Origin of the sequence: Pseudomonas sp. BF-RE-25 (assembly GCF_019956105.1) — a bacterium.
In the GTDB taxonomy this organism is placed as follows: Bacteria; Pseudomonadota; Gammaproteobacteria; order Pseudomonadales; family Pseudomonadaceae; genus Aquipseudomonas; species Aquipseudomonas migulae.
Map to the genome: position 1 here is coordinate 1 of NZ_JAHBDB010000064.1, position 25,776 is coordinate 25,776.

At 59.1% G+C, this 25,776-nt stretch carries 26 protein-coding genes; 17 read left to right on the forward strand and 9 right to left on the reverse strand.

Annotated features, from left to right (window positions below; genetic code table 11):
* Positions 1-278: 278 nt before the first annotated feature.
* The 12 genes from KGB24_RS24180 (at position 279) to KGB24_RS24235 (ending at position 12,721) form a co-directional block, all read left to right on the forward strand.
* The gene (locus KGB24_RS24180) at positions 279-1,403 is read left to right on the forward strand and encodes an ABC transporter ATP-binding protein (RefSeq protein ID WP_008027079.1); all 1,125 of its coding nucleotides are present in this window, start codon (positions 279-281) and stop codon (positions 1,401-1,403) included.
* A 44-nt stretch (positions 1,404-1,447) separates the two neighbouring features.
* Positions 1,448-2,491: an ABC transporter substrate-binding protein gene (locus KGB24_RS24185; RefSeq protein WP_008035977.1), complete on the forward strand. Its 1,044-nt coding sequence runs from the start codon at positions 1,448-1,450 to the stop codon at positions 2,489-2,491.
* 207 nt (positions 2,492-2,698) lie between these two features.
* On the forward strand, positions 2,699-3,946 hold the full coding sequence (locus KGB24_RS24190; protein WP_008027082.1) for an ABC transporter permease: 1,248 nt from the start codon (positions 2,699-2,701) through the stop codon (positions 3,944-3,946).
* Between the two features lie 13 nt (positions 3,947-3,959).
* Positions 3,960-4,784 (forward strand): ABC transporter permease, encoded by an 825-nt coding sequence (locus KGB24_RS24195; RefSeq protein WP_008027084.1) that lies wholly within the window; start codon positions 3,960-3,962, stop codon positions 4,782-4,784.
* 225 nt (positions 4,785-5,009) lie between these two features.
* Entirely contained in the window at positions 5,010-6,158 is a 1,149-nt protein-coding gene (locus tag KGB24_RS24200) for an iron-containing alcohol dehydrogenase (protein ID WP_223416347.1), read from the forward strand.
* A gap of 80 nt (positions 6,159-6,238) precedes the next feature.
* Positions 6,239-6,913: a ribulose-phosphate 3-epimerase gene (rpe, locus tag KGB24_RS24205; RefSeq protein WP_008027088.1), complete on the forward strand. Its 675-nt coding sequence runs from the start codon at positions 6,239-6,241 to the stop codon at positions 6,911-6,913.
* Positions 6,910-7,728, forward strand: coding sequence for a phosphoglycolate phosphatase (locus tag KGB24_RS24210; protein ID WP_084318377.1), 819 nt, complete (start codon positions 6,910-6,912; stop codon positions 7,726-7,728). Before rpe ends, KGB24_RS24210 begins: the two co-directional genes overlap by 4 nt.
* Before the next feature lie 71 nt (positions 7,729-7,799).
* Entirely contained in the window at positions 7,800-9,281 is a 1,482-nt protein-coding gene (gene trpE, locus KGB24_RS24215; RefSeq protein WP_223416348.1) for an anthranilate synthase component I, read from the forward strand.
* A gap of 107 nt (positions 9,282-9,388) precedes the next feature.
* The gene (locus KGB24_RS24220) at positions 9,389-9,982 is read left to right on the forward strand and encodes an aminodeoxychorismate/anthranilate synthase component II (RefSeq protein WP_223416349.1); all 594 of its coding nucleotides are present in this window, start codon (positions 9,389-9,391) and stop codon (positions 9,980-9,982) included.
* A gap of 9 nt (positions 9,983-9,991) precedes the next feature.
* Complete coding sequence (gene trpD / locus KGB24_RS24225; protein WP_008027097.1) at positions 9,992-11,041, forward strand: anthranilate phosphoribosyltransferase; 1,050 nt, start codon at positions 9,992-9,994, stop codon at positions 11,039-11,041.
* Positions 11,038-11,874 (forward strand): indole-3-glycerol phosphate synthase TrpC, encoded by an 837-nt coding sequence (gene trpC, locus KGB24_RS24230; protein ID WP_223416350.1) that lies wholly within the window; start codon positions 11,038-11,040, stop codon positions 11,872-11,874. Before trpD ends, trpC begins: the two co-directional genes overlap by 4 nt.
* A 145-nt stretch (positions 11,875-12,019) precedes the next feature.
* Positions 12,020-12,721: a biotin/lipoate A/B protein ligase family protein gene (locus KGB24_RS24235; RefSeq protein ID WP_223416351.1), complete on the forward strand. Its 702-nt coding sequence runs from the start codon at positions 12,020-12,022 to the stop codon at positions 12,719-12,721.
* Here the strand turns inward: KGB24_RS24235 and crp are convergent.
* Positions 12,718-13,362: a cAMP-activated global transcriptional regulator CRP gene (gene crp / locus KGB24_RS24240; RefSeq protein WP_008027103.1), complete on the reverse strand. Its 645-nt coding sequence runs from the start codon at positions 13,360-13,362 to the stop codon at positions 12,718-12,720. The two genes, KGB24_RS24235 and crp, sit on opposite strands and share 4 nt — an antisense overlap.
* A gap of 230 nt (positions 13,363-13,592) precedes the next feature.
* Here crp and KGB24_RS24245 point away from each other — a divergent pair, with 230 nt between their 5' ends.
* Both KGB24_RS24245 and speD read left to right on the forward strand, forming a co-directional pair.
* Positions 13,593-14,015: an OsmC family protein gene (locus KGB24_RS24245; RefSeq protein ID WP_007941657.1), complete on the forward strand. Its 423-nt coding sequence runs from the start codon at positions 13,593-13,595 to the stop codon at positions 14,013-14,015.
* Between the two features lie 239 nt (positions 14,016-14,254).
* On the forward strand, positions 14,255-15,049 hold the full coding sequence (gene speD, locus KGB24_RS24250; RefSeq protein ID WP_008027106.1) for an adenosylmethionine decarboxylase: 795 nt from the start codon (positions 14,255-14,257) through the stop codon (positions 15,047-15,049).
* A gap of 176 nt (positions 15,050-15,225) precedes the next feature.
* Here the strand turns inward: speD and coq7 are convergent, their stop codons facing one another.
* The 6 genes from coq7 to hemJ form a co-directional block, all read right to left on the reverse strand.
* The gene (gene coq7, locus KGB24_RS24255; protein ID WP_008027108.1) at positions 15,226-15,873 is read right to left on the reverse strand and encodes a 2-polyprenyl-3-methyl-6-methoxy-1,4-benzoquinone monooxygenase; all 648 of its coding nucleotides are present in this window, start codon (positions 15,871-15,873) and stop codon (positions 15,226-15,228) included.
* A gap of 170 nt (positions 15,874-16,043) precedes the next feature.
* A complete protein-coding gene (locus KGB24_RS24260; RefSeq protein WP_008027110.1) occupies positions 16,044-16,382 on the reverse strand; it encodes a histidine triad nucleotide-binding protein in 339 nt (112 codons plus the stop codon).
* A gap of 81 nt (positions 16,383-16,463) precedes the next feature.
* Complete coding sequence (locus KGB24_RS24265) at positions 16,464-17,252, reverse strand: SDR family NAD(P)-dependent oxidoreductase (protein ID WP_032828658.1); 789 nt, start codon at positions 17,250-17,252, stop codon at positions 16,464-16,466.
* A gap of 95 nt (positions 17,253-17,347) precedes the next feature.
* The gene (locus tag KGB24_RS24270) at positions 17,348-18,292 is read right to left on the reverse strand and encodes a DUF805 domain-containing protein (RefSeq protein WP_223416352.1); all 945 of its coding nucleotides are present in this window, start codon (positions 18,290-18,292) and stop codon (positions 17,348-17,350) included.
* Positions 18,293-18,384: 92 nt separating this feature from the next.
* Complete coding sequence (locus KGB24_RS24275) at positions 18,385-19,353, reverse strand: NAD(P)H-dependent flavin oxidoreductase (protein ID WP_223416353.1); 969 nt, start codon at positions 19,351-19,353, stop codon at positions 18,385-18,387.
* Positions 19,354-19,386: 33 nt separating this feature from the next.
* A complete protein-coding gene (gene hemJ / locus KGB24_RS24280; RefSeq protein WP_223416354.1) occupies positions 19,387-19,815 on the reverse strand; it encodes a protoporphyrinogen oxidase HemJ in 429 nt (142 codons plus the stop codon).
* A gap of 135 nt (positions 19,816-19,950) precedes the next feature.
* Here hemJ and argC point away from each other — a divergent pair, with 135 nt between their 5' ends.
* Positions 19,951-20,985 carry an N-acetyl-gamma-glutamyl-phosphate reductase gene (gene argC / locus KGB24_RS24285; RefSeq protein WP_008027118.1) on the forward strand — a complete coding sequence of 345 codons (1,035 nt, stop codon included), beginning with the start codon at positions 19,951-19,953 and terminating at the stop codon, positions 20,983-20,985.
* Between the two features lie 168 nt (positions 20,986-21,153).
* Positions 21,154-21,504 carry an iron-sulfur cluster insertion protein ErpA gene (gene erpA, locus KGB24_RS24290; RefSeq protein ID WP_007947969.1) on the forward strand — a complete coding sequence of 117 codons (351 nt, stop codon included), beginning with the start codon at positions 21,154-21,156 and terminating at the stop codon, positions 21,502-21,504.
* Positions 21,505-21,570: 66 nt separating this feature from the next.
* Here the strand turns inward: erpA and KGB24_RS24295 are convergent, their stop codons facing one another.
* Both KGB24_RS24295 and KGB24_RS24300 read right to left on the reverse strand, forming a co-directional pair.
* A complete protein-coding gene (locus KGB24_RS24295; protein WP_223416355.1) occupies positions 21,571-22,662 on the reverse strand; it encodes an anhydro-N-acetylmuramic acid kinase in 1,092 nt (363 codons plus the stop codon).
* A gap of 3 nt (positions 22,663-22,665) precedes the next feature.
* Positions 22,666-24,084 carry a peptidoglycan DD-metalloendopeptidase family protein gene (locus KGB24_RS24300; protein ID WP_223416356.1) on the reverse strand — a complete coding sequence of 473 codons (1,419 nt, stop codon included), beginning with the start codon at positions 24,082-24,084 and terminating at the stop codon, positions 22,666-22,668.
* A 211-nt stretch (positions 24,085-24,295) separates the two neighbouring features.
* On the opposite strand from KGB24_RS24300, the gene tyrS reads away from it, so the two are divergent.
* On the forward strand, positions 24,296-25,495 hold the full coding sequence (tyrS, locus tag KGB24_RS24305) for a tyrosine--tRNA ligase (RefSeq protein ID WP_008027125.1): 1,200 nt from the start codon (positions 24,296-24,298) through the stop codon (positions 25,493-25,495).
* Positions 25,496-25,776 lie beyond the last annotated feature (281 nt).

Sequence of the window (25,776 nt, forward strand, 5' to 3'; positions counted from 1 at the left end):
GGCGATCTCAATGACGCCATCGCCAGCAAGCCGGCTCCTACAGAAATGCTCAACCTCATATCCATTTGCGACATCCCGCCAAATCGCTATTGCCCGTTCCTGTGGGTTGCAGCTGGACAATCGCCGCCAACCTATCCATTCCCGCCATCCTTGTAGGGCAATCCCTACCCCCAACCTTCCATCCGGCTGAGGCGATTCTCTCCTGCGCCCCGATTTGCGTGCTCCCCAGCGTCCACTAGGCTTAGTCCACAGCAGTCATCAATAACAAAGGTGTGGGTATGAGCCAGGTCGATTCAAGCGCAGGGGCCAATGACATTCTGGTCAGCTTTCGTGGAGTGCAAAAGAGCTACGACGGCGAGAACCTGATCGTCAAAGACCTCAACCTGGACATTCGCAAAGGCGAGTTCCTCACGTTGCTCGGGCCATCCGGTTCCGGCAAAACCACCAGCCTGATGATGCTCGCCGGTTTCGAAACCCCGACCGCCGGTGAAATCCTCCTGGCCGGGCGCGCCATCAACAACGTGCCGCCGCACAAGCGCGACATCGGCATGGTGTTCCAGAACTATGCATTGTTCCCGCACATGACCGTCGCCGAGAACCTCGCGTTCCCGCTGACCGTGCGCGGCTTGAACAAGAGCGATGTCAGCGACCGGGTCAAACGTGTCCTGAGCATGGTTCAGCTCGAGACCTTCGCCCAGCGTTATCCGGCGCAACTGTCCGGTGGTCAGCAACAGCGTGTGGCCCTGGCCCGTGCACTGGTGTTCGAACCGCAACTGGTGCTGATGGATGAACCCCTCGGCGCACTCGACAAACAACTGCGCGAACACATGCAGATGGAGATCAAGCATCTGCACCAGCGTCTCGGCGTGACCGTGGTCTACGTGACTCACGACCAGGGCGAAGCCCTGACCATGTCCGACCGCGTGGCGGTGTTCCATCAGGGCGAAATCCAGCAGATCGCCCCTCCACGCAGCCTCTACGAAGAACCGAAAAACACCTTCGTCGCCAACTTCATCGGCGAGAACAACCGTCTCAACGGCCGCCTGCACAGCCAGACCGGCGATCGTTGCATCGTCGAACTCGGTCGCGGTGAAAAGGTTGAAGCGCTGGCGGTCAATGTCGGCAAGACCGGCGAACCCGTCACGCTGTCGATTCGTCCGGAACGCGTGAGCCTCAATGGTTCGAGCGAGTCCTGTGTCAACCGCTTCTCAGGGAGGGTGGCGGAATTCATCTATCTGGGCGACCACGTCCGGGTTCGCCTGGAAGTCTGCGGCAAGACCGACTTCTTCGTGAAACAACCGATTGCCGAGCTCGATCCCGGGCTTGCTGTCGGCGACGTGGTACCGCTTGGCTGGGAGGTCGAACACGTTCGCGCGCTCGACCCACTTCTAGAGGCGAACTGATCGCCCCCTGCTTCAACCAACCCTGCACGTGGAGAGAACAATAAATGTTGAGATCCCTGAAATTCACCGCCCTGGTCATGGGCATGATCGGTGCGGCACACGCGATGGCGGCGGGCCCGGACCTGACCGTGGTGTCCTTTGGCGGGGCGAACAAGGCCGCGCAGGTCAAAGCCTTCTACGCACCGTGGGAAGCGGCGGGTAACGGCAAGATCGTAGCGGGCGAGTACAACGGCGAGATGGCCAAGGTCAAAGCCATGGTCGACACCAAAAGCGTGTCCTGGGACCTGGTGGAAGTTGAGTCGCCAGAACTGTCCCGTGGTTGCGACGAAGACATGTTCGAGCAACTCGACCCGGCGCTGTTCGGTAAGACCGAAGACTACGTCAAAGGCGCTATCCAGCCTTGCGGCGTAGGTTTCTTCGTGTGGTCGACCGTGTTGGCCTACAACGCCGACAAGCTGGCCTCCGCACCCACCAGCTGGGTGGATTTCTGGGACACCAAGAAATTCCCGGGTAAGCGCGGCCTGCGTAAAGGCGCCAAGTACACCCTGGAATTCGCACTGATGGCCGACGGCGTTGCGCCGAAAGACGTCTACAAAGTGCTGGCCGGCAAAGACGGTCAGGACCGCGCGTTCAAGAAGCTCGATGAGCTGAAACCAAACATCCAGTGGTGGGAAGCCGGCGCACAACCGCCGCAATACCTCGCTTCCGGTGACGTGGTCATGAGCTCGGCCTACAACGGCCGGATCGCTGCCGTGCAGAAAGAAAGCAACCTGAAAGTCGTGTGGAACGGCGGTATCTACGACTTCGACGCATGGGCCATTCCAAAAGGCCTGGACAAGGCACGTGCTGAAGCGGCGAAGAAATTCATCGCGTACTCGGTGGCGCCGCAGCAGCAGAAGACCTACTCGGAAAACATCGCCTACGGCCCGGCCAACACCCAAGCCGTACCGCTGTTGTCCAAGGACGTCCTGAAAGACATGCCGACCACCCCGGAAAACATCGCCAACCAAGTGCAGATCGACGTCAGCTTCTGGGCTGACAACGGCGAGCAACTGGAGCAGCGCTTCAATTCCTGGGCTGCGAAATAAGACCACCCCGTGGGCTTATCGACTCCCGTAGGAGCGAGGCTCGCCCGCGAAGACGTCAGCACATTCAACAGCAATGTTGACTGACACGCTGCCTTCGCGAGCAAGCTTCGCTCCTACGGGGGGGGATGTGTAGTTATCAAGAACAGAGGCGGCCTCGCGGTCAATGGATGCCGCCTCTGTAACGATCAAAGATTTCCGGAGTACGCCATGGCCACCGCCATTCCCCTGAACGCGGGCACTGACCCCACCTTGAAGCAGCGGCTCAAGCACGCCGAGCGGATCAACCGCTGGAAGGCCCAGGCCTTGATCGCGCCATTGGTGCTGTTTCTGTTGCTGGTGTTCCTGGTGCCCATCGTGGCGCTGCTCTACAAAAGCGTTGGTAACCCGGAAGTGGTCGGCGGCATGCCGCGCACCGTGGCGGCCATCGCCAGCTGGGACGGCCGCGGCCTGCCCGCTGAACCGGTTTACAAAGCGGCCAGCGAAGACCTCGCTGAAGCGCGCAAAAATCAGACCCTGGGCGACCTGTCCAAGCGCTTGAACATGGAGCTGGCCGGCTATCGCAGCCTGCTGACCAAAACCGCCCGCGCCTTGCCGTTCGCTACCGAACCGGCCTCTTATAAAGACGCGCTGGAAGGGCTCGACGAGCGTTGGGGCGACCCGGCCTACTGGCAAGCGGTGCGCCGCAACACCAGCAACATCACGCCGTACTACTTGCTGGCAGCGGTCGATCACCGCATTGATGACCTTGGCGAAATCGCCCCGGCCACGCCCGATCAGGCGATCTACCTCGACATCTTCGCCCGCACCTTCTGGATGGGCCTGATCATCACCGCCATTTGCCTGGTACTCGCCTATCCGTTGGCTTACCTGCTGGCCAATCTGCCGTCGCGTCAAAGCAACCTGCTGATGATTCTGGTACTGCTGCCGTTCTGGACCTCGATTCTGGTGCGCGTCGCCGCGTGGATCGTATTGCTGCAATCGGGCGGGCTGATCAACAGCGGCCTGATGGCCATGGGCATCATCGATAAACCGCTGGAGCTGGTGTTCAACCGTACCGGGGTCTACATCTCGATGGTGCACATCCTGCTGCCGTTCATGATCCTGCCGATCTACAGCGTGATGAAAGGCATCTCGCCGACCTACATGCGCGCCGCGATTTCCCTCGGCTGCCACCCGTTCGCCAGTTTCTGGCGGGTGTACTTCCCGCAGACCTATGCCGGTGTCGGCGCCGGTTGCCTGTTGGTGTTCATCCTCGCCATCGGCTACTACATCACCCCGGCCTTGCTGGGCAGCCCGAACGATCAGATGGTTAGTTACTTCGTCGCCTTCTACACCAACACCAGCATCAACTGGGGCATGGCGACCGCACTCGGTGGGCTGCTGCTGTTGGCGACCGTGGTGCTTTATCTGATTTACAGCTGGCTGGTGGGCGCCAGTCGCCTGCGCCTGAGCTAAGGGGAGAATCGAAATGCTGAGTCCTTATATGTCGCCCATCGAACGGGTGTGGTTCTACAGCTTGCGGATTCTCTGCGGCTTGATTTTGCTGTTCCTGATTCTGCCGGTGTTGGTGATCATCCCGTTGTCGTTCAACTCGGGCAGTTTCCTGGTGTATCCGCTGCAAGGTTTTTCGCTGCACTGGTATCAGGACTTCTTCGCCTCGGCGGAATGGATGCGTGCACTGAAGAACAGCATCATCGTCGCCCCGGCGGCGACCGTGCTGGCGATGGTGTTCGGTACGCTGGCGGCGATTGGCCTGACTCGGGGCGACTTCCCGGGCAAGGCGCTGGTGATGGCGTTGGTGATTTCGCCGATGGTGGTGCCGGTGGTGATCATCGGTGTCGCGAGTTACCTGTTCTTTGCACCGCTGGGCCTGGGCAACAGCTTCTTCTCGTTGATCGTGGTGCACGCGGTGTTGGGTGTGCCGTTTGTTATCATCACGGTGTCGGCAACGTTGCAGGGGTTTAACCACAACCTGGTGCGCGCCGCTGCCAGCCTTGGTGCTTCGCCGCTGACCGCGTTCCGCCGCGTGACATTGCCGCTGATTGCGCCAGGTGTGATCTCCGGTGCGCTGTTTGCCTTCGCGACCTCGTTCGATGAAGTGGTGGTGACGTTGTTCCTCGCCGGTCCCGAGCAAGCGACCTTGCCACGGCAGATGTTCAGCGGTATCCGCGAAAACCTCAGCCCGACGATTGCCGCCGCGGCAACGCTGCTGATCGCCTTCTCGGTGATCCTGCTGCTGACCCTGGAATGGCTGCGTGGCCGCAGCGAAAAACTGCGCACCGCCCAGGTCTGACACCGATCACCTGTAGGAGCGAGCCTGCTCGCGATGGTTGTCAACGATAACGCTGGAAGCCTGACACCCAGCGGCGTTTTCAAGTCCATCGCGAGCAGGCTCGCTCCGACAGGTGTTTTCGGTGGTATTCAGGATGTTTGATCATTCACACCCTGAATAGCAGACAAACCCCAATCCCCAGCTACTATTGTGCCCAGCTCCCCTATCTATAAGAGGCTGCGCACGATGAGTCTTTCCTCTTTCAAAATCGCACACAAACTGATCACCGGCGCAGCTGCCATCGAGCAACTGTCCGCCGAGCTCACGCGCCTGGACATCGACAACCCGCTGATCGTCACCGACGCCGCGCTGGTCAAATCCGGCACGGTGGAGTTGGCGCTCGCGCAGTTGGGGGACCGTAGCTACGAGATTTTCGACCGTGTACTGCCAGACCCGGAAATCGCCATCGTCGAAGACTGCATGCGCGTTTACCGCGAAGGCGGGCACGACGGGCTGATCGGCCTGGGCGGCGGCAGCGCGATCGACATCGCCAAAAGTGTTGCCGCGTATGCCGGTTATCACGGCGCGCTGGAGGATCTGTTCGGTATCGACCAGGTGCCGCGCAAGGGCCCGCCGCTGATCGCCATCCCGACCACCGCCGGTACCGGCTCGGAAGTGACCAACGTCGCGATCCTCTCCGACAAGGTCGCGCAACTGAAAAAGGGCATCATCAGCGACTATCTGTTGCCGGACGTGGCGCTGGTCAGCCCGCAAATGACCCTGACCTGCCCGCGCAGTGTCACCGCCGCCAGTGGCGTCGATGCGCTGGTGCACGCCATCGAATCTTATTTGTCCCTCAATGCTTCAGCGATTACCGACGCGCTGGCCATCGGCGCGATCAAGTTGATCACCCAGGCGTTACCCAAGGCCTACGCCAATCCCTCCAATCTGCAGGCGCGTGAAGACATGGCCACTGCCAGCCTGATGGCCGGCATGGCGTTCGGCAATGCCGGGGTCGGCGCGGTGCATGCGCTGGCGTATCCGCTGGGCGGACGTTTCAACATTGCCCACGGTGTCAGCAACGCCTTGTTGCTGCCGTACGTCATGACCTGGAACAAGATGGCCTGCGTCGAGCGCATGCAGGATATTGCCGAAGCCATGGGCGTGAAGACCGCTCATCTGAGCGCCAATGACGCCGCGGACAAAGCCGTCGAGGCGATGACCGCGTTGTGCGCAGCGGTAGAAATCCCGTCGGGCCTGCGCAGTTTCGGTGTTCCAGAGGATGCGATTCCGGCCTTGGCCCTGGAAGCAGCGGGTATCGAGCGCTTGATGCGCAACAATCCACGCAAATTGAGTGCGATTGATATCGAGAAGATCTACCGCGCGGCCTACTGATCATCGTCCTTACGGTGCGCGCGTCAAAGCATGAGGTATACAATGCGCGCCATCGTGATTCTGCTCAGAAAAGGTGCGTCATGCAGCCCTTCGTAATTGCTCCGTCGATTCTCTCCGCCGACTTCGCCCGCCTGGGTGAAGAAGTGGACAACGTTCTGGCCGCCGGCGCCGACTTCGTGCACTTCGATGTCATGGACAACCACTACGTGCCGAACCTGACCATCGGCCCGATGGTCTGTGCCGCACTGCGCAAGTACGGCGTAACCGCGCCGATCGACGCGCACCTGATGGTCAGCCCGGTGGATCGCATCGTTGGCGACTTCATCGAGGCCGGCGCGACTTACATCACCTTCCACCCGGAAGCCTCGCAGCACGTCGACCGTTCCCTGCAACTGATCCGCGAAGGCGGCTGCAAGTCGGGCCTGGTGTTCAACCCGGCGACCCCGCTGGACGTACTCAAGTACGTGATGGACAAGGTCGACATGATCCTGCTGATGAGCGTCAACCCGGGCTTCGGCGGACAGAAGTTCATCCCCGGCACCCTCGACAAGCTGCGTGAAGCACGCGCATTGATCGATGCCTCGGGCCGTGACATCCGCCTGGAAATCGACGGCGGCGTGAACGTGAACAACATTCGTGAAATCGCGGCGGCTGGCGCCGATACCTTCGTGGCCGGCTCGGCGATCTTCAACGCGCCGAACTACCAGGAAGTCATCGAGAAGATGCGTTCCGAACTGGCGCTGGCCCGTCCATGAGTGGCTTTGAGCAGCTGTTCCCGGGGCGTCTGCCGCGGCTGGTGATGTTCGATCTGGACGGCACGCTGGTCGATTCGGTCCCTGACCTCGCCGCGGCGGTGGATAACATGCTGCTCAAACTCGGGCGCCAGCCTGTCGGCATCGAATCGGTGCGTGACTGGGTCGGCAACGGCGTGCACATGCTGGTGCGCCGGGCCCTGGCCAATCACATCGACGCCGAAGGTGTCGATGATGTCGAGGCTGAACATGCCCTGGAATTGTTCAACGGCTTTTACGAGGACGGTCACGACCTGACGGTGGTTTACCCGGGCGTGCGTGACACCCTCAAGTGGCTGAACAAGCAAGGCGTGGAGATGGCGCTGATCACCAACAAGCCGGAGCGCTTCGTCGCGCCGTTGCTGGATCAGATGAAAATCGGCCGCTATTTCAAATGGATCATCGGCGGCGATACCCTGCCGCAGAAGAAACCCGACCCGGCTGCGCTGTTTTTCGTGATGAAAATGGCCAACATCCCGGCGTCGCAATCGCTGTTTGTCGGCGATTCGCGCAGCGATGTGCTGGCGGCAAAAGCGGCGGGGGTCAAGTGCGTGGCCCTCAGTTATGGCTATAACCACGGTCGGCCGATTGCCGAAGAGTCGCCGGCGCTGGTCATCGACGACCTGCGCAAGCTAATTCCCGGTTGCCTGGATCCGGCCGCTGAGATAACGTTGGCCGACGCTGTTCAACCCCCTTCTGGAAACGCCATCGTGGTGGTCACCCGCAAACTCTGGATGAAAGTCATCAAGGCCCTGGCCCGCTGGCGTTGGCGCGCCTGACTTGTTCCTGGCCGGTCTGCCGGCGCGTTTGCATACCTGACTGTTAGCACCTCAAGCCACGAGGCTACCCCATGATCCGCGAAGAATTCCTGCGTTTGGCCGCTGCCGGCTATAACCGCATCCCGCTTGCCTGCGAAACCCTGGCCGACTTCGACACGCCGCTGTCGATCTACCTGAAACTGGCTGACGAGCCCAATTCCTACCTGCTCGAATCCGTGCAGGGCGGGGAGAAGTGGGGCCGTTACTCGATCATCGGCCTGCCGTGCCGCACCGTGCTGCGAGTTCATGACCATCACATCAGCGTGACCCATGACGGCGTCGAGATCGAAAGCCATGAAGCGGAAGACCCGCTGGCGTTCGTCGAAGAATTCAAAGCCCGTTACAACGTACCGACCATCCCCGGCCTGCCACGCTTCAACGGCGGCCTGGTGGGTTACTTCGGTTACGACTGCGTGCGTTATGTGGAAAAGCGTTTGGGCAAGTGCCCGAACCCGGATCCGCTGGGCGTGCCGGACATTCTGTTGATGGTGTCCGATGCGGTGGTGGTGTTCGACAACCTCGCCGGCAAAATGCACGCAATTGTCCTGGCCGACCCGTCGCAAGACGATGCCTTCGAGCAAGGTCAGGCGCGCCTGCAAGCGCTGCTGGAAAAACTCCGCCAGCCAATCACCCCGCGCCGAGGCCTGGACTTCAGCAAGCAACAATCGGCTGACCCGGTGTTCCGCTCCAGTTTCACCCAGGACGATTACGAAAAAGCCGTCGACACCATCAAGGAATACATCCTGGCCGGTGACTGCATGCAGGTCGTGCCCTCCCAGCGCATGTCGATCGACTTCAAGGCGGCGCCGATTGATCTGTATCGGGCGTTGCGTTGCTTCAACCCGACGCCTTATATGTACTTCTTCAACTTCGGCGATTTCCACGTCGTCGGCAGTTCACCGGAAGTGCTGGTGCGGGTCGAAGACAATCTGATCACCGTTCGCCCGATTGCCGGCACCCGTCCGCGTGGGGCCAACGAAGAGGCAGACCTGGCGCTGGAGAAAGACCTGCTCTCCGATGACAAGGAAATCGCCGAACACCTGATGCTGATCGACCTGGGTCGTAACGACACCGGTCGCGTATCGGAAATCGGCTCGGTGAAGCTCACCGAGAAAATGGTTATCGAGCGTTATTCCAACGTGATGCACATTGTTTCCAACGTCACCGGGCAACTGAAAGCCGGGCTGACGGCGATGGACGCATTGCGGGCGATCCTGCCGGCGGGCACCTTGTCCGGCGCACCGAAGATTCGCGCGATGGAAATCATCGACGAACTGGAGCCGGTCAAGCGTGGCGTCTATGGCGGCGCGGTCGGTTACTTTGCCTGGAACGGCAACATGGACACGGCGATTGCGATCCGCACCGCCGTGATCAAGAACGGCGAACTGCACGTGCAGGCCGGTGGCGGCATCGTTGCCGACTCGGTGCCGGCGCTGGAATGGGAAGAAACCCTGAACAAGCGTCGTGCCATGTTCCGCGCAGTCGCCCTGGCTGAACAAACCCCGGAAAGCTGACCGATGAACGTGACCCGTATGCCATGTCGCTTTGGCTGACAAAGCGCTGCGGGTCGCTCATTCGAAGGCAGCCTTTATAGTCCGTGAATTCAAGAGGTTCTCAAGCCATGTTGCTGATGATCGATAACTACGACTCTTTTACCTACAACGTTGTGCAATACCTCGGTGAGCTAGGCTCCCAGGTCAAAGTCGTGCGCAACGATGAACTGACCGTTGCCGAAATCGAAGCCCTCAACCCTGAGCGCATCGTTGTGTCGCCCGGTCCTTGCACGCCGACCGAAGCGGGCGTCTCGATTGACGTCATCAAGCATTTCGCCGGCAAACTGCCGATTCTCGGCGTGTGCCTGGGTCATCAATCCATCGGCCAGGCCTTCGGCGGCGATGTGGTTCGTGCCCGCCAGGTGATGCACGGCAAGACCAGCCCGGTGTTCCACGAGGACAAAGGTGTCTTCGAAGGCCTGAACCATCCGCTGACCGTCACGCGTTATCACTCGCTGATCGTCAAGCGCGAAACCTTGCCGGACTGCCTGGAGCTGACCGCCTGGACTCAGTTTGAAGACGGTTCGGTCGACGAAATCATGGGCCTGCGCCACAAGACGCTGAACATCGAAGGTGTGCAGTTCCACCCTGAGTCTATCCTGACCGAACAGGGCCACGAGCTGTTCGCCAACTTCCTCAAACAAACCGGCGGCACGCGCTAAGGACTTCCCATGAATATCAAGACAGCCCTCAGCCGTATCGTCGATCAACTCGACCTCAGCACCGATGAAATGCGCGATGTGATGCGCGAGATCATGACCGGTCAATGCACGGACGCGCAGATCGGCGCGTTCATGATGGCCATGCGCATGAAGAGCGAAAGCATCGACGAGATCGTCGGCGCCGTGTCGGTCATGCGCGAGCTGGCGGACAAGGTCGAACTGAAGACCCTCGACGGCGTGGTTGATGTGGTCGGCACCGGCGGCGATGGGGCGAACATTTTCAACGTCTCGACGGCTTCTTCCTTTGTGGTGGCAGCCGCCGGTTGCACTGTGGCCAAGCACGGTAACCGTGCGGTCTCGGGTAAAAGCGGCAGCGCCGATCTGCTGGAGGCGGCGGGCATCTATCTGAACCTGACGCCGGTTCAGGTGGCGCGTTGCATCGACAACGTCGGCATCGGTTTCATGTTTGCCCAGACTCATCACAAAGCCATGAAATATGCCGCCGGCCCGCGCAAGGATCTTGGTCTGCGTACCCTGTTCAATATGCTCGGCCCGCTTACGAATCCGGCCGGTGTGAAACATCAGGTGGTGGGCGTGTTCAGCCAGGCGCTGTGCCGGCCATTGGCCGAAGTCTTGCAACGTCTGGGCAGCAAGCATGTGCTGGTGGTGAACTCGAAAGACGGCCTGGACGAATTCAGTCTGGCTGCGCCGACCTACGTGGCGGAATTGAAAAATGACCAGATCACCGAGTATTGGGTCGAGCCGGAAGATTTGGGCATGAAGAGCCAGAGCCTGCACGGCCTGGCGGTGGAAAGCCCGGCCGCTTCGCTTGAGCTGATTCGCGATGCCCTGGGCAAGCGCAAGACCGAGAGCGGTCAGAAAGCGGCAGAGATGATCGTGCTCAATGCCGGTGCTGCACTCTATGCCGCCGACCTGGCGACCAGTTTGAAAGAAGGCGTTGCCCTGGCGCACGATGCGCTGCACACAGGCCTCGCTCGGGAAAAACTTGAGGAGTTGGGTGCATTTACCGCGGTATTCAAAGTGGAGAATGAGGGATGAGTGTACCGACGGTTCTGGAAAACATTCTGGCGCGCAAAGTCCAGGAAGTCGCCGAGCGTAACGCTCGTGTGAGCCTGGCCGAGCTGGAAAGTCTGGCCAAGGCGGCCGATGCACCCCGTGGTTTTGCCAAGGCATTGCTGGCGCAGGCCAAGCTAAAGCAGCCAGCGGTCATTGCTGAAATCAAGAAAGCTTCGCCGAGCAAAGGCGTGATTCGCGAGAACTTCGTTCCTGCCGATATCGCCAGGAGCTACGAGAAGGGCGGCGCGACCTGCCTGTCGGTGCTCACCGATATCGATTATTTCCAGGGAGCAGATGCGTATCTGCAACAGGCCCGGGCGGCGTGCAAACTGCCGGTGATCCGCAAGGATTTCATGATCGATCCGTATCAGATCGTCGAAGCCCGTGCATTGGGCGCCGACTGCGTGCTGTTGATCGTCTCCGCACTGGACGACGTGAAAATGGCCGAGCTGGCGGCGGTGGCAAAAAGCGTTGGCCTCGACGTGCTGGTGGAAGTCCATGACGGCGACGAACTGGAGCGGGCCTTGAAAACCCTCGACACGCCGCTGGTCGGCGTGAACAACCGCAACCTGCACACCTTCGACGTCAGTCTGGAAACCACGCTGGATTTGTTGCCGCGGATTCCGCGTGACCGGTTGGTGATCACTGAAAGCGGCATCCTCAATCGGGCCGATGTCGAGCTGATGGAAATCAGCGACGTGTATGCGTTCCTGGTCGGCGAAGCGTTCATGCGCGCCGAAAGCCCGGGCACCGAGCTTCAGCGCCTGTTCTTCCCGGAGCGTGGTGTTCCGGTCAGCGGTTCTACACTCGACTGATAACCTGCAGACCGAATCGACGCCATCGCGAGCAGGCTCGCTCCCACAAGGGTTTTGCTAACGGCAAAGATCCAATGTGGGAGCGAGCCTGCTCGCGATGGCGGCATAAGAAGCACCACAGACTGACCGTCCTATGGAAGACCTTATGACCTCTCCTGTTTCCTTGACCATCGAAGCCGGCCTGCAAGCGGAACAGGATTTGCTGGCCTCAGTCTGCACCGGCGACTCAGAATTCGGCCTGCTGTTCTGGCAGCCCAATGACCGCGCACTTGTCATGCCACGCCGCTTGAATCGCCTGCCCGGTTTCGATGCCGCTTTTGAAGTATCGGCGGCAGCCGGCTGGCCAGTCCTTTTGCGTGAAACCGGCGGTGAGCCCGTGCCGCAATCGGCCTCGACGATCAACATCGCTTTGGTCTACGCGCCACCGCGTAGCGAGGGCGACCAGAACCGCATCGAAAGCGCTTATCGTCGACTTTGCGATCCGATCTGTCAGTTGCTGGATGAACTGGGCGGCGTTTCGTCCCTGGGCGAAATCGACGGTGCATTTTGCGATGGCCGTTTCAACGTCAATCTCGACGGTCGCAAGATGGTCGGCACCGCCCAGCGCTGGCGCCAGAGCAAGGGCGGCACGCGCCCGGTCGGGTTGGTGCACGGTGCGTTGTTGCTGGATAACGAGCGTGAATCAATGGTCGCGGCGGTCAATCGCTTCAATGAAGCGTGCGGCCTGGAGCAACGGGTCCGCGCTGAAAGCCACATCGCGCTCCATGAGAAGTTCGCCGCACCTGACGCATTGGCACGGCTCGATGCACTCTATCGCCAGTTGCTGGCAGACATGTTCAAGGCTTAGCGCGTCCCGAAGACCACCATGGTCTTGCCTTTGACGTCCACCAGGTTGCGTTCTTCCAGATCTTTAAGAACGCGACCGACCATCTCCCGGGAACACCCGACAATCCGCCCGATTTCCTGACGGGTCACCTTGATCTGCATGCCATCGGGGTGGGTCATCGCATCAGGCTGTTTGCACAATTCCAGCAGGCAACGGGCAACGCGGCCTGTCACGTCGAAGAATGCGAGGTCACCGACCTTGCGTGTGGTGTTGCGCAGGCGTTGTGCGATTTGTCCGCTAAGTACGTAAAGAATGTCCGGGTCTTGCTGGGACAGCTCGCGGAATTTGGCGTAGCTGATTTCCGCGACTTCGCACTCGATCTTGGCGCGCACCCAGGCGCTGCGTTCCTGTTCGAGACCGGCCTGTTCAAACAGACCCAACTCGCCGAAGAAGTCTCCGGAGTTCAGGTAGGCAATGATCATTTCACGGCCGTCATCATCCTCGATCAGGATGGTGACCGAGCCTTTGATGATGAAGAACAGCGTCTCCGAGCGGTCGCCGGCGCAAATGATATTGCTCTTGGCCGCATAGCGACGGCGCTGGCAATGCATCAACAGTTTGTCGAGGTTCTTGATCTTGGGTGTAGGGGCAATAGCAACCATGGTTGTATCCCGGAAAGACTGCACGGTGTGTTTGGTTTTTTTTAGAGGCGCTGAGGTTGCTACAAAGCTGGCAATGCGCCAGCGAATTGGCGCCAGCTTAACAGACACTTCCTGCAATATTCGAGATTTTACCTACAAAGCAGAAGGTTATGTCCTAGGACGGCGAGCGCTGTCAATCCAGGGCCCTGTGCTAAGCTGGCGACCCTTTTTAATACAGTGGAGTCTTGGCGATGAAGGCACGCATCCAATGGGCTGGCGAAGCCATGTTCCTCGGCGAATCCGGTAGCGGTCATGTCGTGGTCATGGACGGTCCGCCCGATGCCGGTGGTCGTAACCTGGGTGTCCGGCCGATGGAAATGCTCCTGCTGGGTGTCGGCGGTTGCAGCAATTTCGACGTGGTCAGCATTCTCAAGAAGTCCCGTCAGGCCGTCGAAAGCTGCGAAGCCTTCCTCGAAGCCGAGCGCGCGACCGAGGACCCGAAGGTCTTCACCAAGATCCACATGCACTTCGTGGTCAAGGGCCGCGGGCTGAAAGAAGCCCAGGTCAAGCGCGCCATCGAGCTGTCTGCCGAGAAGTATTGCTCGGCCTCGATCATGCTCGGTGCGGCGGGTGTCGCGATTACCCACGACTACGAAATCATTGAACTCGGTTGATTCGACATTCAACTATCATAAAAGCGGTGCAGACTCTGGCGATCCCAAGCTGACGTCTGCATAATGCGCCACTTTTTTCAGGGTAGTGGTCCGTCAACCGACAGACCGCTCGCCCGAACAGACAACCAAAATCGCCATCGCGAAGAGGTGTTAACCGTCCTACGCAGGTGCGTCGTACGCATCTGACGGGCATGCTTGATCACGCGGCCCGGGCCGCAATACATAGAGAGTTTTTAACGGTGAAAAGCAAACTCAAGCTCCACGGGTTCAATAACCTGACAAAGACCTTGAGCTTCAACATCTATGACATCTGCTACGCGGAAACCCCGCAAGACCAGCAGGCTTACGTCGAGTACATCAATGAAGAGTACAACGCGAAACGCCTGACGCAGATCCTCACGGAAGTTGTCGATATCATTGGTGCCAACATCCTGAACATTGCCAGTCAGGACTACGACCCACAAGGCGCCAGCGTCACGATTCTGATCTCTGAAGAGCCGGTGACCCCGACCGACAGCCAGATCGAAGAGTCTCCGGGCCCGTTGCCCGAAATCATCCTGGCCCACCTCGACAAGAGCCACATCACGGTGCACACCTACCCGGAAATCCATCCGGACGACGGTATTGCGACCTTCCGTGTGGACATTGACGTGTCGACCTGTGGCGTCATTTCACCGCTTAAAGCGCTCAACTTCCTGATTCACCAGTTCGATTCGGACATCGTGACCGTGGATTACCGTGTGCGCGGTTTCACCCGTGACGTCGAAGGCAACAAGCACTTCATCGATCACGAGATCAACTCGATCCAGAACTACCTGTCCGAAGACACCCGCGACGCGTACCAGATGACCGACGTGAACGTGTACCAGGAAAACCTGTTCCACACCAAAATGCTGTTGAAGAACTTCGAACTGGATAACTACCTGTTCGGCGACGCGACCAACAACCTGTCCCCTGAGCAACGCGCCCAAGTGACGGATCGTGTGAAGCACGAAATGCTCGAAATCTTCTACGCGCGCAACATGCCGACCTAAGATTCTCGCGAGCACAAAAAAAGGCGACTCCCTCACGGCAGTCGCCTTTTTTGTTTCTTGCCCTTGTAGGAGCAAGCTAGCTCGCGATGGACGTTAACGATAACGCGTGTTTTCTGGATAAACGCGTTGCCCTCAGGTTTATCGCGAGCAAGCTCGCTCCTACAAATAATCTGAAATCAGATCCGATATGTACTCTTGGTCATCACCTTGGCCATCAAGCTCATCCCGAACTTCACCGGCGCCGGAAAACGAAAGCCCCCAGCCTCCAGCGCACTTTCGGCATGTTGCTCTTCATCAACACGCATCTGCTCAAGAATCGCCCGGGACTTTTCGTCCTCGGCCGGCAGTTGCTCAAGGTGTTCGTTCAAGTGCTTGCACACCTGATGCTCGGTAGCCGCAACGAAACCCAGGCTGACCTTGTCGCTGATCAACCCGGCCACCGCGCCAATCCCGAATGACATGCCGTAGAACAGCGGATTGAGAATGCTGGTATGGCTGCCCAACTGCTTGATGCGTTGCTCGCACCAGACCAGATGGTCGATTTCTTCTTCAGCAGCATGTTCCATGGCGGCGCGCACCTGCGGCAACTTGGCGGTCAGGGCCTGCCCTTGATACAGCGCCTGGGCGCAGACTTCGCCGGTATGGTTGATGCGCATCAGACCGGCGACGTGCCGGGTGTCTTCGTCGCTCATTTGCGTTTCCGGCTGCACGATCGCAGGGGACGGACGGTACGGCTGGCCGCTGAAGGGCAGCAGGGTACGCATCGCGGCATCGGCTTGCAGCAGAAGACGGTCAATGGGCGAGTAGTGACGTTGGGTAGTCATGCTGATCTCCGGGAGGAATCTCGGCGGCCAGTTTAACCCAATCGGCCGGGGAAGGTTTGCGCTGGGTCATTGCGACGCAGGCTGCATCTGTAGGAGCCGGCTTGCCGGCGATGGCGGTCTCGATGACGTCATCGCCGGCAAGCCGGGCTCCTACAAGGGCGGGGTATGGATCAACCCGGCGGCCAGTGCATCTGACGCTGACCCAGCACATGCATATGAATGTGGTAGACAGTCTGCCCACCTTCTTCATTGCAGTTCATGACAACGCGAAAACCTTTTTCGCAACCCAGTTCCAGTGCCAGGCGCTGGGCAGTGAACAGAATATGCCCGGCCAATGCCTTGTCGTCCTCGGTGAGGTCGTTCAAGGTGCGCACCGGTTTCTTCGGGATCACCAGAAAATGCACCGGTGCCTGCGGGGCGATGTCGTGGAAGGCCAGTACCTGGTCGTCCTCGTAAATGATCTTCGCCGGGATTTCCCGGTTGATGATCTTGGTGAACAGAGTATCCACAGCTGTTTTCTCCGTTGTTTGGGCTGGCCTGAGTGTACTCATGGGTGATCCCCGAGCCCAGCCTTTTGCCTTGAAGCCAGGTCAGCGCGGGCAATAGGCCTTGTTGACCATGCCTGTGATGGTCCTGATCAGCCAGCGTGAGCCGAGCCGTGGCAGGAAAGCGAACCAGCGGTTCAGCCGGCCCGGAATAATAATGGCGCGATTCTTATCCAGAGCCCGCACGGTATAGAGCGCGACTTCCTCGGGACTCATCAGCAGTTTGCTGTCGACCAGTTTGTCGCTGTTCAGTTGTGCGGTGCGGAAAAACGCGGTGCGGGTCGGGCCGGGGCAGAGTACGGAAACCTTGACTGCGCATTTCTTCAGCTCGACGCGCAGCCCTTCGGAAAAGTGCAGTACATAGGCTTTGCTGGCGTAGTAAGTGCTCATCCACGGGCCGGGATGGAACGCTGCAACCGAGGCGACGTTCAAGATCTGCCCACCGCCCTGCAAGGCCATGCTGTTGCCGATGGCATGGCACAGGCGAGTGAGGGCCAGAATGTTCACCTCGATCAGGTCTTGTTCGGTCATCCAGTCCTGCGCCAGAAACGGGCCGCAAGTGCCGATACCGGCGCAGTTCACCAGCAAGTCGATCTGCCGGTCGCCTTCTTCCAGTTCCAGCAAAAACCCGGACAGGCGCAGCGGCTCGCCGAGGTCGCAGGCGCGGAACAACACCTCCACGCCAAAACGTTGGGTCAGTTCAATTGCAATACTTTCCAGCTGATCACGCTGTCGGGCCACCAGAATCAGGCTGCGGCCACGGCGGGCCAGCGCTTCGGCCATCGCCAGGCCGATGCCGCTGGAAGCGCCAGTGATCAGAGCGTAACGGGTCATGCAGTTCTCCATCGCAACAGCTCCGCGCCTGCGACGCAGGTGTCACGGGCGGGGAGCGCTGTTCATTCTTTCGCAGAGTCTACAGGGGCCGGGGCTTATTGGGCTTCCTCGTCTGCGCTATCCGGCACTTCTTCAGCCTCTGCGGCGGGCTCGACTTCCACTTCTTCGGTGGTTAGTGAGCTGCTGTCATAGCTGAGTCCGGCAGCGTCTTCGTACTCTTGCTGGATCGCACTGAAAGCGCCGGCCAATACACCGACAAAGACGACGGCAATGAATACCACCCACAGCGAAGACAGCACTTTGACTGCCGTGGTGTTTGGCGGTGGTGGTGGGCCGTAGCGATTGGCGATGGTGTTGCCCGGCACACACATGATCACAAACGGAAAGAAGCTGCCCACGAACGGCACGAGATTGAGCAGCCAGAGCCAGCCGGACCAGCCGATGTCGTGCAGGCGCTGAACGCTGATCTGAATGCTGACGACCGCGATGGCGATGCACAGGAGCACCACCACCAGGCCACCGACAATCAGGCCTGCGGTCGAATCGCTGGCGATCAGGGCGATGGCGAAAATGGCGACGACCGATCCGACGCCGAGCATGACCAGCGTCAGCACCATGGTCCAGGCCAGATAGCGCAAACGGCCGATGCGTCCTTCGACGCCAAAAGGCTTGAGTGTGCCGAACGGCGGCAGGTTTTCGCCGACCCTGGCCTGTGGTGGAGCGTACGGCGACTCCGGTTCTGCGAACGCGGGTTTGCTGCTGGCGGGGGCGTGGTGGTGAGCGTCGGCCAGGTTCAGTTCAATCGATGGCTCGGCTTCGATGCGGGCATTGATGCCGGTTTTCGTCAGCGCCTGAAGGTAGGTTTGCGCGTCAGTTTGCGACAGGCCTTGCTTGAGCGTAACAGCCTGTCCGTTGAACAGCCGTTCGACGGCTGCCACTTCGCTTTTGTACAACGCCGCCAGATTGAGTTTGGCGGTGGTGAGGTCGATCCCCGGCAGCAGAGCGCCGTCGAATACGATCTTGAAACGGTTGTCGCTCATTGCGAGGCATCCTTGTCGCGAGTGTTTGAATAGTTAGAGAGTTGCGAGCCCGGAGTGTAAGGCCAGTCGAGGATGACTGGCCAAATTTCCTGCTAACGCGGCCAGCGTTTCGGCAGTTGTGCTGCCAGCTCCAGCGCCTGGCGGTATTCAGCGTCCAGCCGGGCAACCAATTGATCCACGCTCGGTAAATCGTCTATCTCTCCGACGCCCTGGCCGGCGGACCACACGGTTTTCCAGGCCTTGGCTTCATCGCTCAATGGCTTGAGCTTGGAGCCGAAGTTGACCTCGCCTTTGTTTTGCAACGCCGCCATGTCGAAACCGGCCGCTTCCAGGCTTTGGCGCATGAAACTCGCCGGAACACCCGATACCGCCGGAGTATGGATGATGTCTGCCGCTCTGGATGTCAGCAGCATCTCCTTGTAGGCCTCAGGCGCATGGCTTTCAGTGGTGCCGATAAATCGCGTACCGAAGTAGGCCAGATCCGCACCGAGCAATTGTGCCGCGAGTATCTCGTGACCGTGATTGAGGCATCCGGCCAGCAACAGCGTCTTGTCGAAGAACTGGCGGATTTCGGCAATCAGCGAAAACGGGCTCCAGGTACCCGCGTGTCCACCGGCGCCTGCGGCAACGGCGATCAAGCCATCTACGCCAGCCTCCGCTGCTTTCTCTGCGTGGCGACGAGTCGTTACGTCATGGAATACCAGGCCGCCGTAGCCGTGGACTGCGTCGACCAGTTCTTTAACGGCGCCAAGGCTGGTGATCACGATCGGCACCTTGTGCTCGATGCAGATCTCTAGGTCCGCTTGCAGGCGCGGGTTACTGTTGTGGACGATCAGGTTCACGGCGTAAGGCGCCGGGTTTTCCAGTGTCGCCAACCCTGCTTCGATCTCTTCCAGCCAGGCCTTGAAGCCGCTGCTCTCACGCTGGTTCAGCGCGGGGAAGCTGCCGACCACGCCATTACGGCAGCAGGCGAGTACCAGTTGCGGGTTGGAAATCAGGAACATCGGCGCTGCCACCACGGGCAGACGCAAACGTTGTTCGAGCAAAGCGGGCAGCGACATTGGAAGTACCCCGGTGAGTGGTGCTGATTGAAGTTAGAACGGCCGAACGACGACCAGAATTACGATAGCCAGCAATATCAGAACAGGCACTTCATTGAACCAGCGATAAAAGACATGGCTGCGGGTGTTCTCGCCACGGGCAAATCGCTTCACCTGCGCGCCGCACATGTGGTGGTAGCCGATCAGGATCACCACCAGCGTCAATTTGGCGTGAATCCAGGCACCTTGGCTGAATATGCTTGGGTTCAGCCCGATCAGCGCAATGCCGAAAACCAGCGTGGCGATCATCGCCGGGCCCATGATGCCGCGATACAGCTTGCGCTCCATCAGGCTGAAGCGTTCCTTGCTGACGGTGTCTTCGCTTTGGGCGTGATAGACGAACAGGCGCGGCAAGTAAAACAGGCCGGCAAACCAGCAGACCATGCTGATGATATGAAGCGCTTTGAGCCACAGATAAAGCATTTTTGGTTATTCCCAGGTTCACGGTAGCGAAGATAGTAGAGGGTAGAGCGTCCGCACGTCACCTTGACGGTTGTCGCAGGGCGATACGAGCCCTATTATCGACGGCTTTCCAGTGGGTTCGTTGAGGGCAGGTTTATGGTCAAGGTCGGTATCGTCGGCGGCACGGGTTACACCGGTGTCGAACTGCTGCGTCTGTTGGCACAGCATCCGCAGGCAGAAGTGGTGGTGATCACTTCCCGATCCGAGGCCGGTCTGGCCGTGGCTGATATGTATCCGAACCTGCGCGGCCATTACGACGGCCTGGCGTTCAGCGTTCCGGATATCAAGACCCTGGGCGCCTGCGACGTGGTGTTCTTCGCCACGCCTCACGGTGTTGCCCACGCGCTGGCCGGTGAACTGCTGGCGGCCGGAACCAAGGTCATCGACCTGTCGGCGGACTTCCGTCTGCAAGATGCCGATGAGTGGGCCAAGTGGTACGGCCAGCCGCACGGTGCGCCGCAGCTGCTGGAAGAAGCGGTCTACGGCTTGCCGGAAGTCAATCGCGAGCAGATCAAGCAGGCTCGCCTGATCGCCGTACCGGGCTGCTATCCAACGGCTACGCAATTGGGTTTTCTGCCATTGCTCGAAGCCGGTCTGGCCGATACCACGCGCTTGATCGCTGACTGCAAATCCGGTGTCAGTGGTGCCGGTCGTGGTGCTGCCGTAGGTTCGCTGTACGCCGAGACGTCGGAAAGCATGAAGGCCTACGCCGTGAAAGGTCACCGTCACTTGCCGGAAATTCGCCAGGGTCTGCGTCGTGCTGCAGGAAAGGATGTCGGCCTGACCTTCGTTCCGCACCTGACGCCGATGATTCGCGGCATTCACTCGACGCTCTACGCGACGGTCGTGGATCGTTCGGTGGATCTGCAGGCACTGTTTGAAAAGCGCTATGCCAACGAGCCGTTCGTTGACGTGATGCCAGCAGGCAGTCACCCGGAAACCCGCAGCGTGCGCGGTGCCAACGTCTGCCGTATCGCCGTGCATCGCCCGCAGGACGGTGACCTCGTGGTGGTGTTGTCGGTCATCGATAACCTGGTTAAGGGTGCGTCGGGTCAGGCGGTGCAGAACCTGAATATCCTGTTCGGTCTGGATGAGCGTCTGGGCTTGTCGCACGCCGGCATGCTGCCGTAAGGCTTCAGCCCGCTCAGCAAAAAGGCCCGTTGAACGGGCCTTTTTGCGTTTCGAACCGGCAATCGGGTTTATTGATATACCGTAACAATAGTTGACCGCTTTTCTAGGAGAAGCGGATAATGCGCGTCATCACGCATTATGGCGGCGTAACGCCGGGAGATAGTCAGCATGAGCGTCGAATCCTTCACCCCCACGGCTTTGCAATTTACCCACGGTGCCGCGCACAAGGTGAAGAGCCTGGTCGATGAAGAGGGGAATGATCGCTTGAAGCTGCGCGTATTCGTTACGGGCGGCGGTTGTTCAGGTTTTCAGTACGGCTTCACCTTCGATGAAGAAGTGGCCGATGACGACACCATCGTCGAGCGCGAGGGCGTGAGCCTGGTCGTCGATCCGATGAGCTTCCAGTACCTGGCAGGTGCCGAGGTGGATTATCAGGAAGGTCTGGAAGGTTCGCGTTTCGTGATCAAGAACCCGAATGCCAGCACCACGTGTGGTTGCGGCTCTTCGTTCTCGATCTGATCGCGAGTCACCGCATTACAAACGCCGCATGGCCTCAGGGCTCTGCGGCGTTTTGCTGTCTGGCGTTCAGGCCGGGTAGATGGCGCCGAGTACGCGCAGGCCGCGAGCGCCGGTGACGCTTGGGCGATTGGCCGCGATGCCTTCCAGGCAACAATGAGCCAGCCAGGCGAAGGCCATGGCTTCGACCCAGTCCGGGTCAACGCCATGAGTGGCGGTACTGCTGACGTTCGCGTTTGGCAGCAGGCTGGCCAGGCGTTTCATCAGCGTGGCGTTGTGCGCACCGCCGCCGCAGACCAGCAACTCTCGGGTATCCGCCTGGGCGCTTTGCAATGATTCGATGATGGTCAGCGCGGTCAGCTCAAGCAGCGTTGCTTGCACGTCCTCGGCGGCGAAGGTCGGCAAATGCGAAAGATGCTGTGTCAGCCATGGCAGATTGAACACTTCACGGCCGGTGCTCTTCGGGCCTTTGGTCACGAAGAACGGATCACTGAGTAGCGCTTTCAACAGAACAGGTTCGACCTGGCCGCTGGCTGCCCATTGGCCGTCACGATCAAAGTTTTCGCCACGTTGCTGATGAATCCACGCGTCCAGCAGTACGTTCCCGGGGCCGCAGTCGAAACCGGCTACGGGTTGGTCGGGTTCGATCAGGCTGAGGTTGCTGAAACCGCCGACGTTCAATACTGCGCGGTTGCCCGCCTGCTCTTCAAACAGCGCTTCGTGAAACGCTGGCACCAGTGGTGCGCCTTGCCCGCCGGCCGCAACGTCGCGACTGCGGAAGTCACTGACCACGGTGATACCGGTCAGCTCGGTCAGCAGGGCAGGGTTGCCGATCTGTACCGTGAAGCCGCGAGCCGGTTCGTGGCGAATGGTCTGGCCATGGCTGCCAATCGCGCGAATGTCTTCGGGTTTCAGGTTTTGTTGGTCAAGAAGGGTGCGAATACCCTGCGCCGCCAGGGTCACCCAGTTTTGCTGGGCGATGGCGGAGCGGGCAATCTCGTCCGGGCCGCTGGCGCACAAGCCAAGCAGCTCGGTGCGCAGGGAGTCGGGCATGGGAATGTAGTGCGTGGCGACCAGTCTGATCGCCGGGTTCAACTCAACCAGCGCGATGTCCAGGCCATCGAGACTGGTTCCGGACATCACACCTATATAGAGCGTCATGGCTTAGCGCTTGCTCGAAGCCAGTTGGGTGGATTTCTCTTGGTCCATACGCGCCATCAGAGGCTGACTCTGCGCGAGGAAACGAGCCCGTTCTGCTTTGGAAATTGGATCGGCCATCGCCACTTTTTGACCTAGTGGATCGACGTGCACACCATTGACCTGGAACTCGTAGTGCAGATGCGGTCCGGTGGACAGGCCGGTAGTGCCGATATAGCCAATCACTTGACCCTGCTTGACGGAGCTGCCGGTCTGCACACCTTTCGCAAAGCCCTGCATATGGCCGTACAGCGTGCGATAAGTGTTGCCGTGCTGGATGATCACGGTATTGCCATAACCGCCGCGACGGCCGGCCAACAACACCTTGCCGTCACCGGCCGCCTTGATTGGCGTGCCGCGCGGAGCTGCGTAGTCGACGCCTTTGTGAGCGCGGATCTTGTTCAGGATCGGGTGTTTGCGGCCCATGGAGAATTTCGAGCTGATGCGGGCAAAGTCTACCGGGGTGCGGATAAACGCCTTGCGCATGCTGTTGCCGTCAGCTGTGTAGTAGCTGCTGTTGCCTTGTTTGTTGGTGTAACGCACGGCGGTGTAGGTCTTGCCGCGGTTGGTGAAGCGTGCGGAAAGGATCGGGCCATTGCCGACAGCCTTGCCGTTGACGACTTTCTGTTCGTAGATCACGTCGAACTCGTCACCCTGGCGAATATCCTGGGCGAAGTCGACGTCATAGCCAAACACGCTGGCCATGTCCATGGTCAGGCTGTGGGACAGGCCGGCGCGCGCGGCGGACTGCGACAACGAGCTGTTGATCACGCCGTGAACGTAGGCGGAGCGCACGGTAGGCTTGGCGGTGATGCGGTTGAACACATAACCCTTGTCATTCTTGGTCAGGGTGATGCTTTCGAGGTCGCTGACCTTGCTGTGCAGGTTGGTCAGCTGGCCTTCGGGGTTCAGTTCGAATTCGAGTTTCTGGCCATGTTTGAGTTGGCTGAATTGCTTGGCCTGCTTGTCGCTGGCCAATACTTCATGCACCGAAGTGGCCGGAAGGCCGACTTTCTCGAATAGCGTGGAGAGCGTATCGCCTTTGGCGACGATCACTTCCCTGTGATTGGGCCCCTTCTTTTCTTCAACAACCGGCGCGGGTTTGGCCTGGGCAGTTTTCTGAGGCTCTTCGGTGCTGTCTTCGATCTGCGCGAAAGGGGAAGTTACCGGCTCATTTGTGGCTTGGGCGACGTCGGCAGCGTCTTGATCTTGTGTCAGTTGTTCAGCAGGGCTTTCCAGTTCAAGACTCAGGGTCGTCTTTTTGGCTTCTACATCACTGGAAGGAAATACCAGAAGCGCCAGGCTCAGAAGGGCGGCGATACCACTTGCTGCGAGCAGGTGGGTCTTCGGGTAAAGCGGAGGCGCTTTAGACGATTCTTTGGTCATAGGTAATTTTGACTTTGAAAAAGATGAATTGGAAAAGATGAATGACATGATGAAGATGAAATAACTGTATAAAATATAACCAAATCATCTCTGAAGCAAGTCCGTGGTCACTCTGTCAGCGGATTGGCGTCATTGCGCCGGCCAAACTTTGTATTTGACGCGTGATCTTGTATGGTTGGTCCCCTTTGAATTCGAGCCTTGCGGGTCTGTTATGAAGTCGGTTGAAGAGCAGCTAGCGCTGATCAAACGTGGTGCAGAAGAACTGTTGGTCGAGTCCGAGCTGATCGAAAAGCTCAAGCGTGGCCAGCCGCTACGTATTAAGGCAGGCTTCGATCCGACCGCGCCGGATTTGCACCTGGGTCACACGGTGCTTATTAATAAGCTGCGCCAGTTCCAGGAACTGGGGCATCAGGTGATCTTCCTTATAGGTGACTTCACCGGGATGATCGGTGATCCGAGCGGCAAGAGCGCTACGCGTCCGCCGCTAACCCGTGAGCAGGTTCTCGAGAATGCCGAGACCTACAAGACCCAGGTTTTCAAGATTCTTGATCCGGCCAAAACCGAGGTGGCGTTCAACTCCACCTGGATGGATCAGATGGGGCCGGCCGACTTCATTCGCCTGACTTCGCAGTACACCGTTGCTCGCATGCTCGAGCGCGACGATTTCGACAAGCGCTACACGACCAATCAGCCAATCGCCATCCATGAGTTCCTCTATCCGCTGGTTCAGGGTTACGACTCGGTCGCCTTGCGCGCGGATGTCGAGCTGGGCGGTACCGATCAGAAGTTCAACCTGCTGATGGGGCGTGAGCTTCAGCGTGGTTATGGGCAGGATCCTCAGTGCATTCTGACCATGCCGTTACTTGAAGGTCTGGATGGCGTGAAGAAGATGTCCAAATCCTTGGGCAACTACGTCGGTATTCAGGAGGCGCCGGGAGTGATGTACAGCAAGCTGGTTTCGATTCCGGATGCGCTGATGTGGCGTTACTTCGAATTGCTCAGCTTCCGTTCCATGGATGAGATCAATGCGTTCCGCGCCGATGTCGAGGCGGGTGCCAATCCGCGCGACATCAAGATCAAGCTGGCCGAAGAGATCGTTGCGCGCTTCCATGGTGAAGAGGCTGCAGCCAATGCTCACCGTGCAGCGGGTAATCGTATGAAGGATGGCGAGCTGCCGGACGATCTGCCGGAAATCGAATTGACCGCTACTGAAGATATGCCGATCGCTGCTGTCCTTAATAAGGCAGGCCTGGTGAAGAACTCGGCAGTAGCGCGTGATCTGCTGAATTCCGGTGGTGTACGTATAGATGGTGAGGTTGTGGATCGCACCTTTATATACGTGCTGGGCGCGACCCATGTTTGCCAGGCTGGCAAGAAGGCATTTGCGCGTATTTCGCTCAAATCCGAATAAAGCTGGAATTAGGTGTTGACGGCAGATTCTGGAAGTCTATAATTCGCCCCACTTCCGGCGCAGCCGAAACGGAAAACTCCTTGGTAAACAAAGAGTTGCGCGGTTTTCGACAGCGAGTTGCTTCAGGTCATCGAAGCGCAGAAGGAGTTGAAAGAGCGGTGTTGTTTGGCTCTTTTGACGGTTCGATCTTCTCGGTCGAAAGCGGAGAAAAAGAGGTGTTGACAGCAGCGAGTAACGCTGTAGAATTCGCCTCCCGCTAACGAGAGATCGGAAGCGCAAGT

Excerpts from the sequence above, each read along its gene's own strand:
- KGB24_RS24180 (WP_008027079.1), top strand. The coding sequence starts at position 279 with ATGAGCCAGGTCGATTCAAGCGCAGGGGCCAATGACATTCTGGTCAGC.
- KGB24_RS24185 (WP_008035977.1), top strand. The coding sequence starts at position 1,448 with ATGTTGAGATCCCTGAAATTCACCGCCCTGGTCATGGGCATGATCGGT.
- KGB24_RS24190 (WP_008027082.1), top strand. The coding sequence starts at position 2,699 with ATGGCCACCGCCATTCCCCTGAACGCGGGCACTGACCCCACCTTGAAG.
- KGB24_RS24195 (WP_008027084.1), top strand. The coding sequence starts at position 3,960 with ATGCTGAGTCCTTATATGTCGCCCATCGAACGGGTGTGGTTCTACAGC.
- KGB24_RS24200 (WP_223416347.1), top strand. The coding sequence starts at position 5,010 with ATGAGTCTTTCCTCTTTCAAAATCGCACACAAACTGATCACCGGCGCA.
- rpe (WP_008027088.1), top strand. The coding sequence starts at position 6,239 with ATGCAGCCCTTCGTAATTGCTCCGTCGATTCTCTCCGCCGACTTCGCC.
- KGB24_RS24210 (WP_084318377.1), top strand. The coding sequence starts at position 6,910 with ATGAGTGGCTTTGAGCAGCTGTTCCCGGGGCGTCTGCCGCGGCTGGTG.
- trpE (WP_223416348.1), top strand. The coding sequence starts at position 7,800 with ATGATCCGCGAAGAATTCCTGCGTTTGGCCGCTGCCGGCTATAACCGC.
- KGB24_RS24220 (WP_223416349.1), top strand. The coding sequence starts at position 9,389 with ATGTTGCTGATGATCGATAACTACGACTCTTTTACCTACAACGTTGTG.
- trpD (WP_008027097.1), top strand. The coding sequence starts at position 9,992 with ATGAATATCAAGACAGCCCTCAGCCGTATCGTCGATCAACTCGACCTC.
- trpC (WP_223416350.1), top strand. The coding sequence starts at position 11,038 with ATGAGTGTACCGACGGTTCTGGAAAACATTCTGGCGCGCAAAGTCCAG.
- KGB24_RS24235 (WP_223416351.1), top strand. The coding sequence starts at position 12,020 with ATGACCTCTCCTGTTTCCTTGACCATCGAAGCCGGCCTGCAAGCGGAA.
- crp (WP_008027103.1), bottom strand. The coding sequence starts at position 13,362 with ATGGTTGCTATTGCCCCTACACCCAAGATCAAGAACCTCGACAAACTG.
- KGB24_RS24245 (WP_007941657.1), top strand. The coding sequence starts at position 13,593 with ATGAAGGCACGCATCCAATGGGCTGGCGAAGCCATGTTCCTCGGCGAA.
- coq7 (WP_008027108.1), bottom strand. The coding sequence starts at position 15,873 with ATGACTACCCAACGTCACTACTCGCCCATTGACCGTCTTCTGCTGCAA.
- KGB24_RS24265 (WP_032828658.1), bottom strand. The coding sequence starts at position 17,252 with ATGACCCGTTACGCTCTGATCACTGGCGCTTCCAGCGGCATCGGCCTG.
- KGB24_RS24270 (WP_223416352.1), bottom strand. The coding sequence starts at position 18,292 with ATGAGCGACAACCGTTTCAAGATCGTATTCGACGGCGCTCTGCTGCCG.
- KGB24_RS24275 (WP_223416353.1), bottom strand. The coding sequence starts at position 19,353 with ATGTCGCTGCCCGCTTTGCTCGAACAACGTTTGCGTCTGCCCGTGGTG.
- hemJ (WP_223416354.1), bottom strand. The coding sequence starts at position 19,815 with ATGCTTTATCTGTGGCTCAAAGCGCTTCATATCATCAGCATGGTCTGC.
- argC (WP_008027118.1), top strand. The coding sequence starts at position 19,951 with ATGGTCAAGGTCGGTATCGTCGGCGGCACGGGTTACACCGGTGTCGAA.
- erpA (WP_007947969.1), top strand. The coding sequence starts at position 21,154 with ATGAGCGTCGAATCCTTCACCCCCACGGCTTTGCAATTTACCCACGGT.
- KGB24_RS24295 (WP_223416355.1), bottom strand. The coding sequence starts at position 22,662 with ATGACGCTCTATATAGGTGTGATGTCCGGAACCAGTCTCGATGGCCTG.
- KGB24_RS24300 (WP_223416356.1), bottom strand. The coding sequence starts at position 24,084 with ATGACCAAAGAATCGTCTAAAGCGCCTCCGCTTTACCCGAAGACCCAC.
- tyrS (WP_008027125.1), top strand. The coding sequence starts at position 24,296 with ATGAAGTCGGTTGAAGAGCAGCTAGCGCTGATCAAACGTGGTGCAGAA.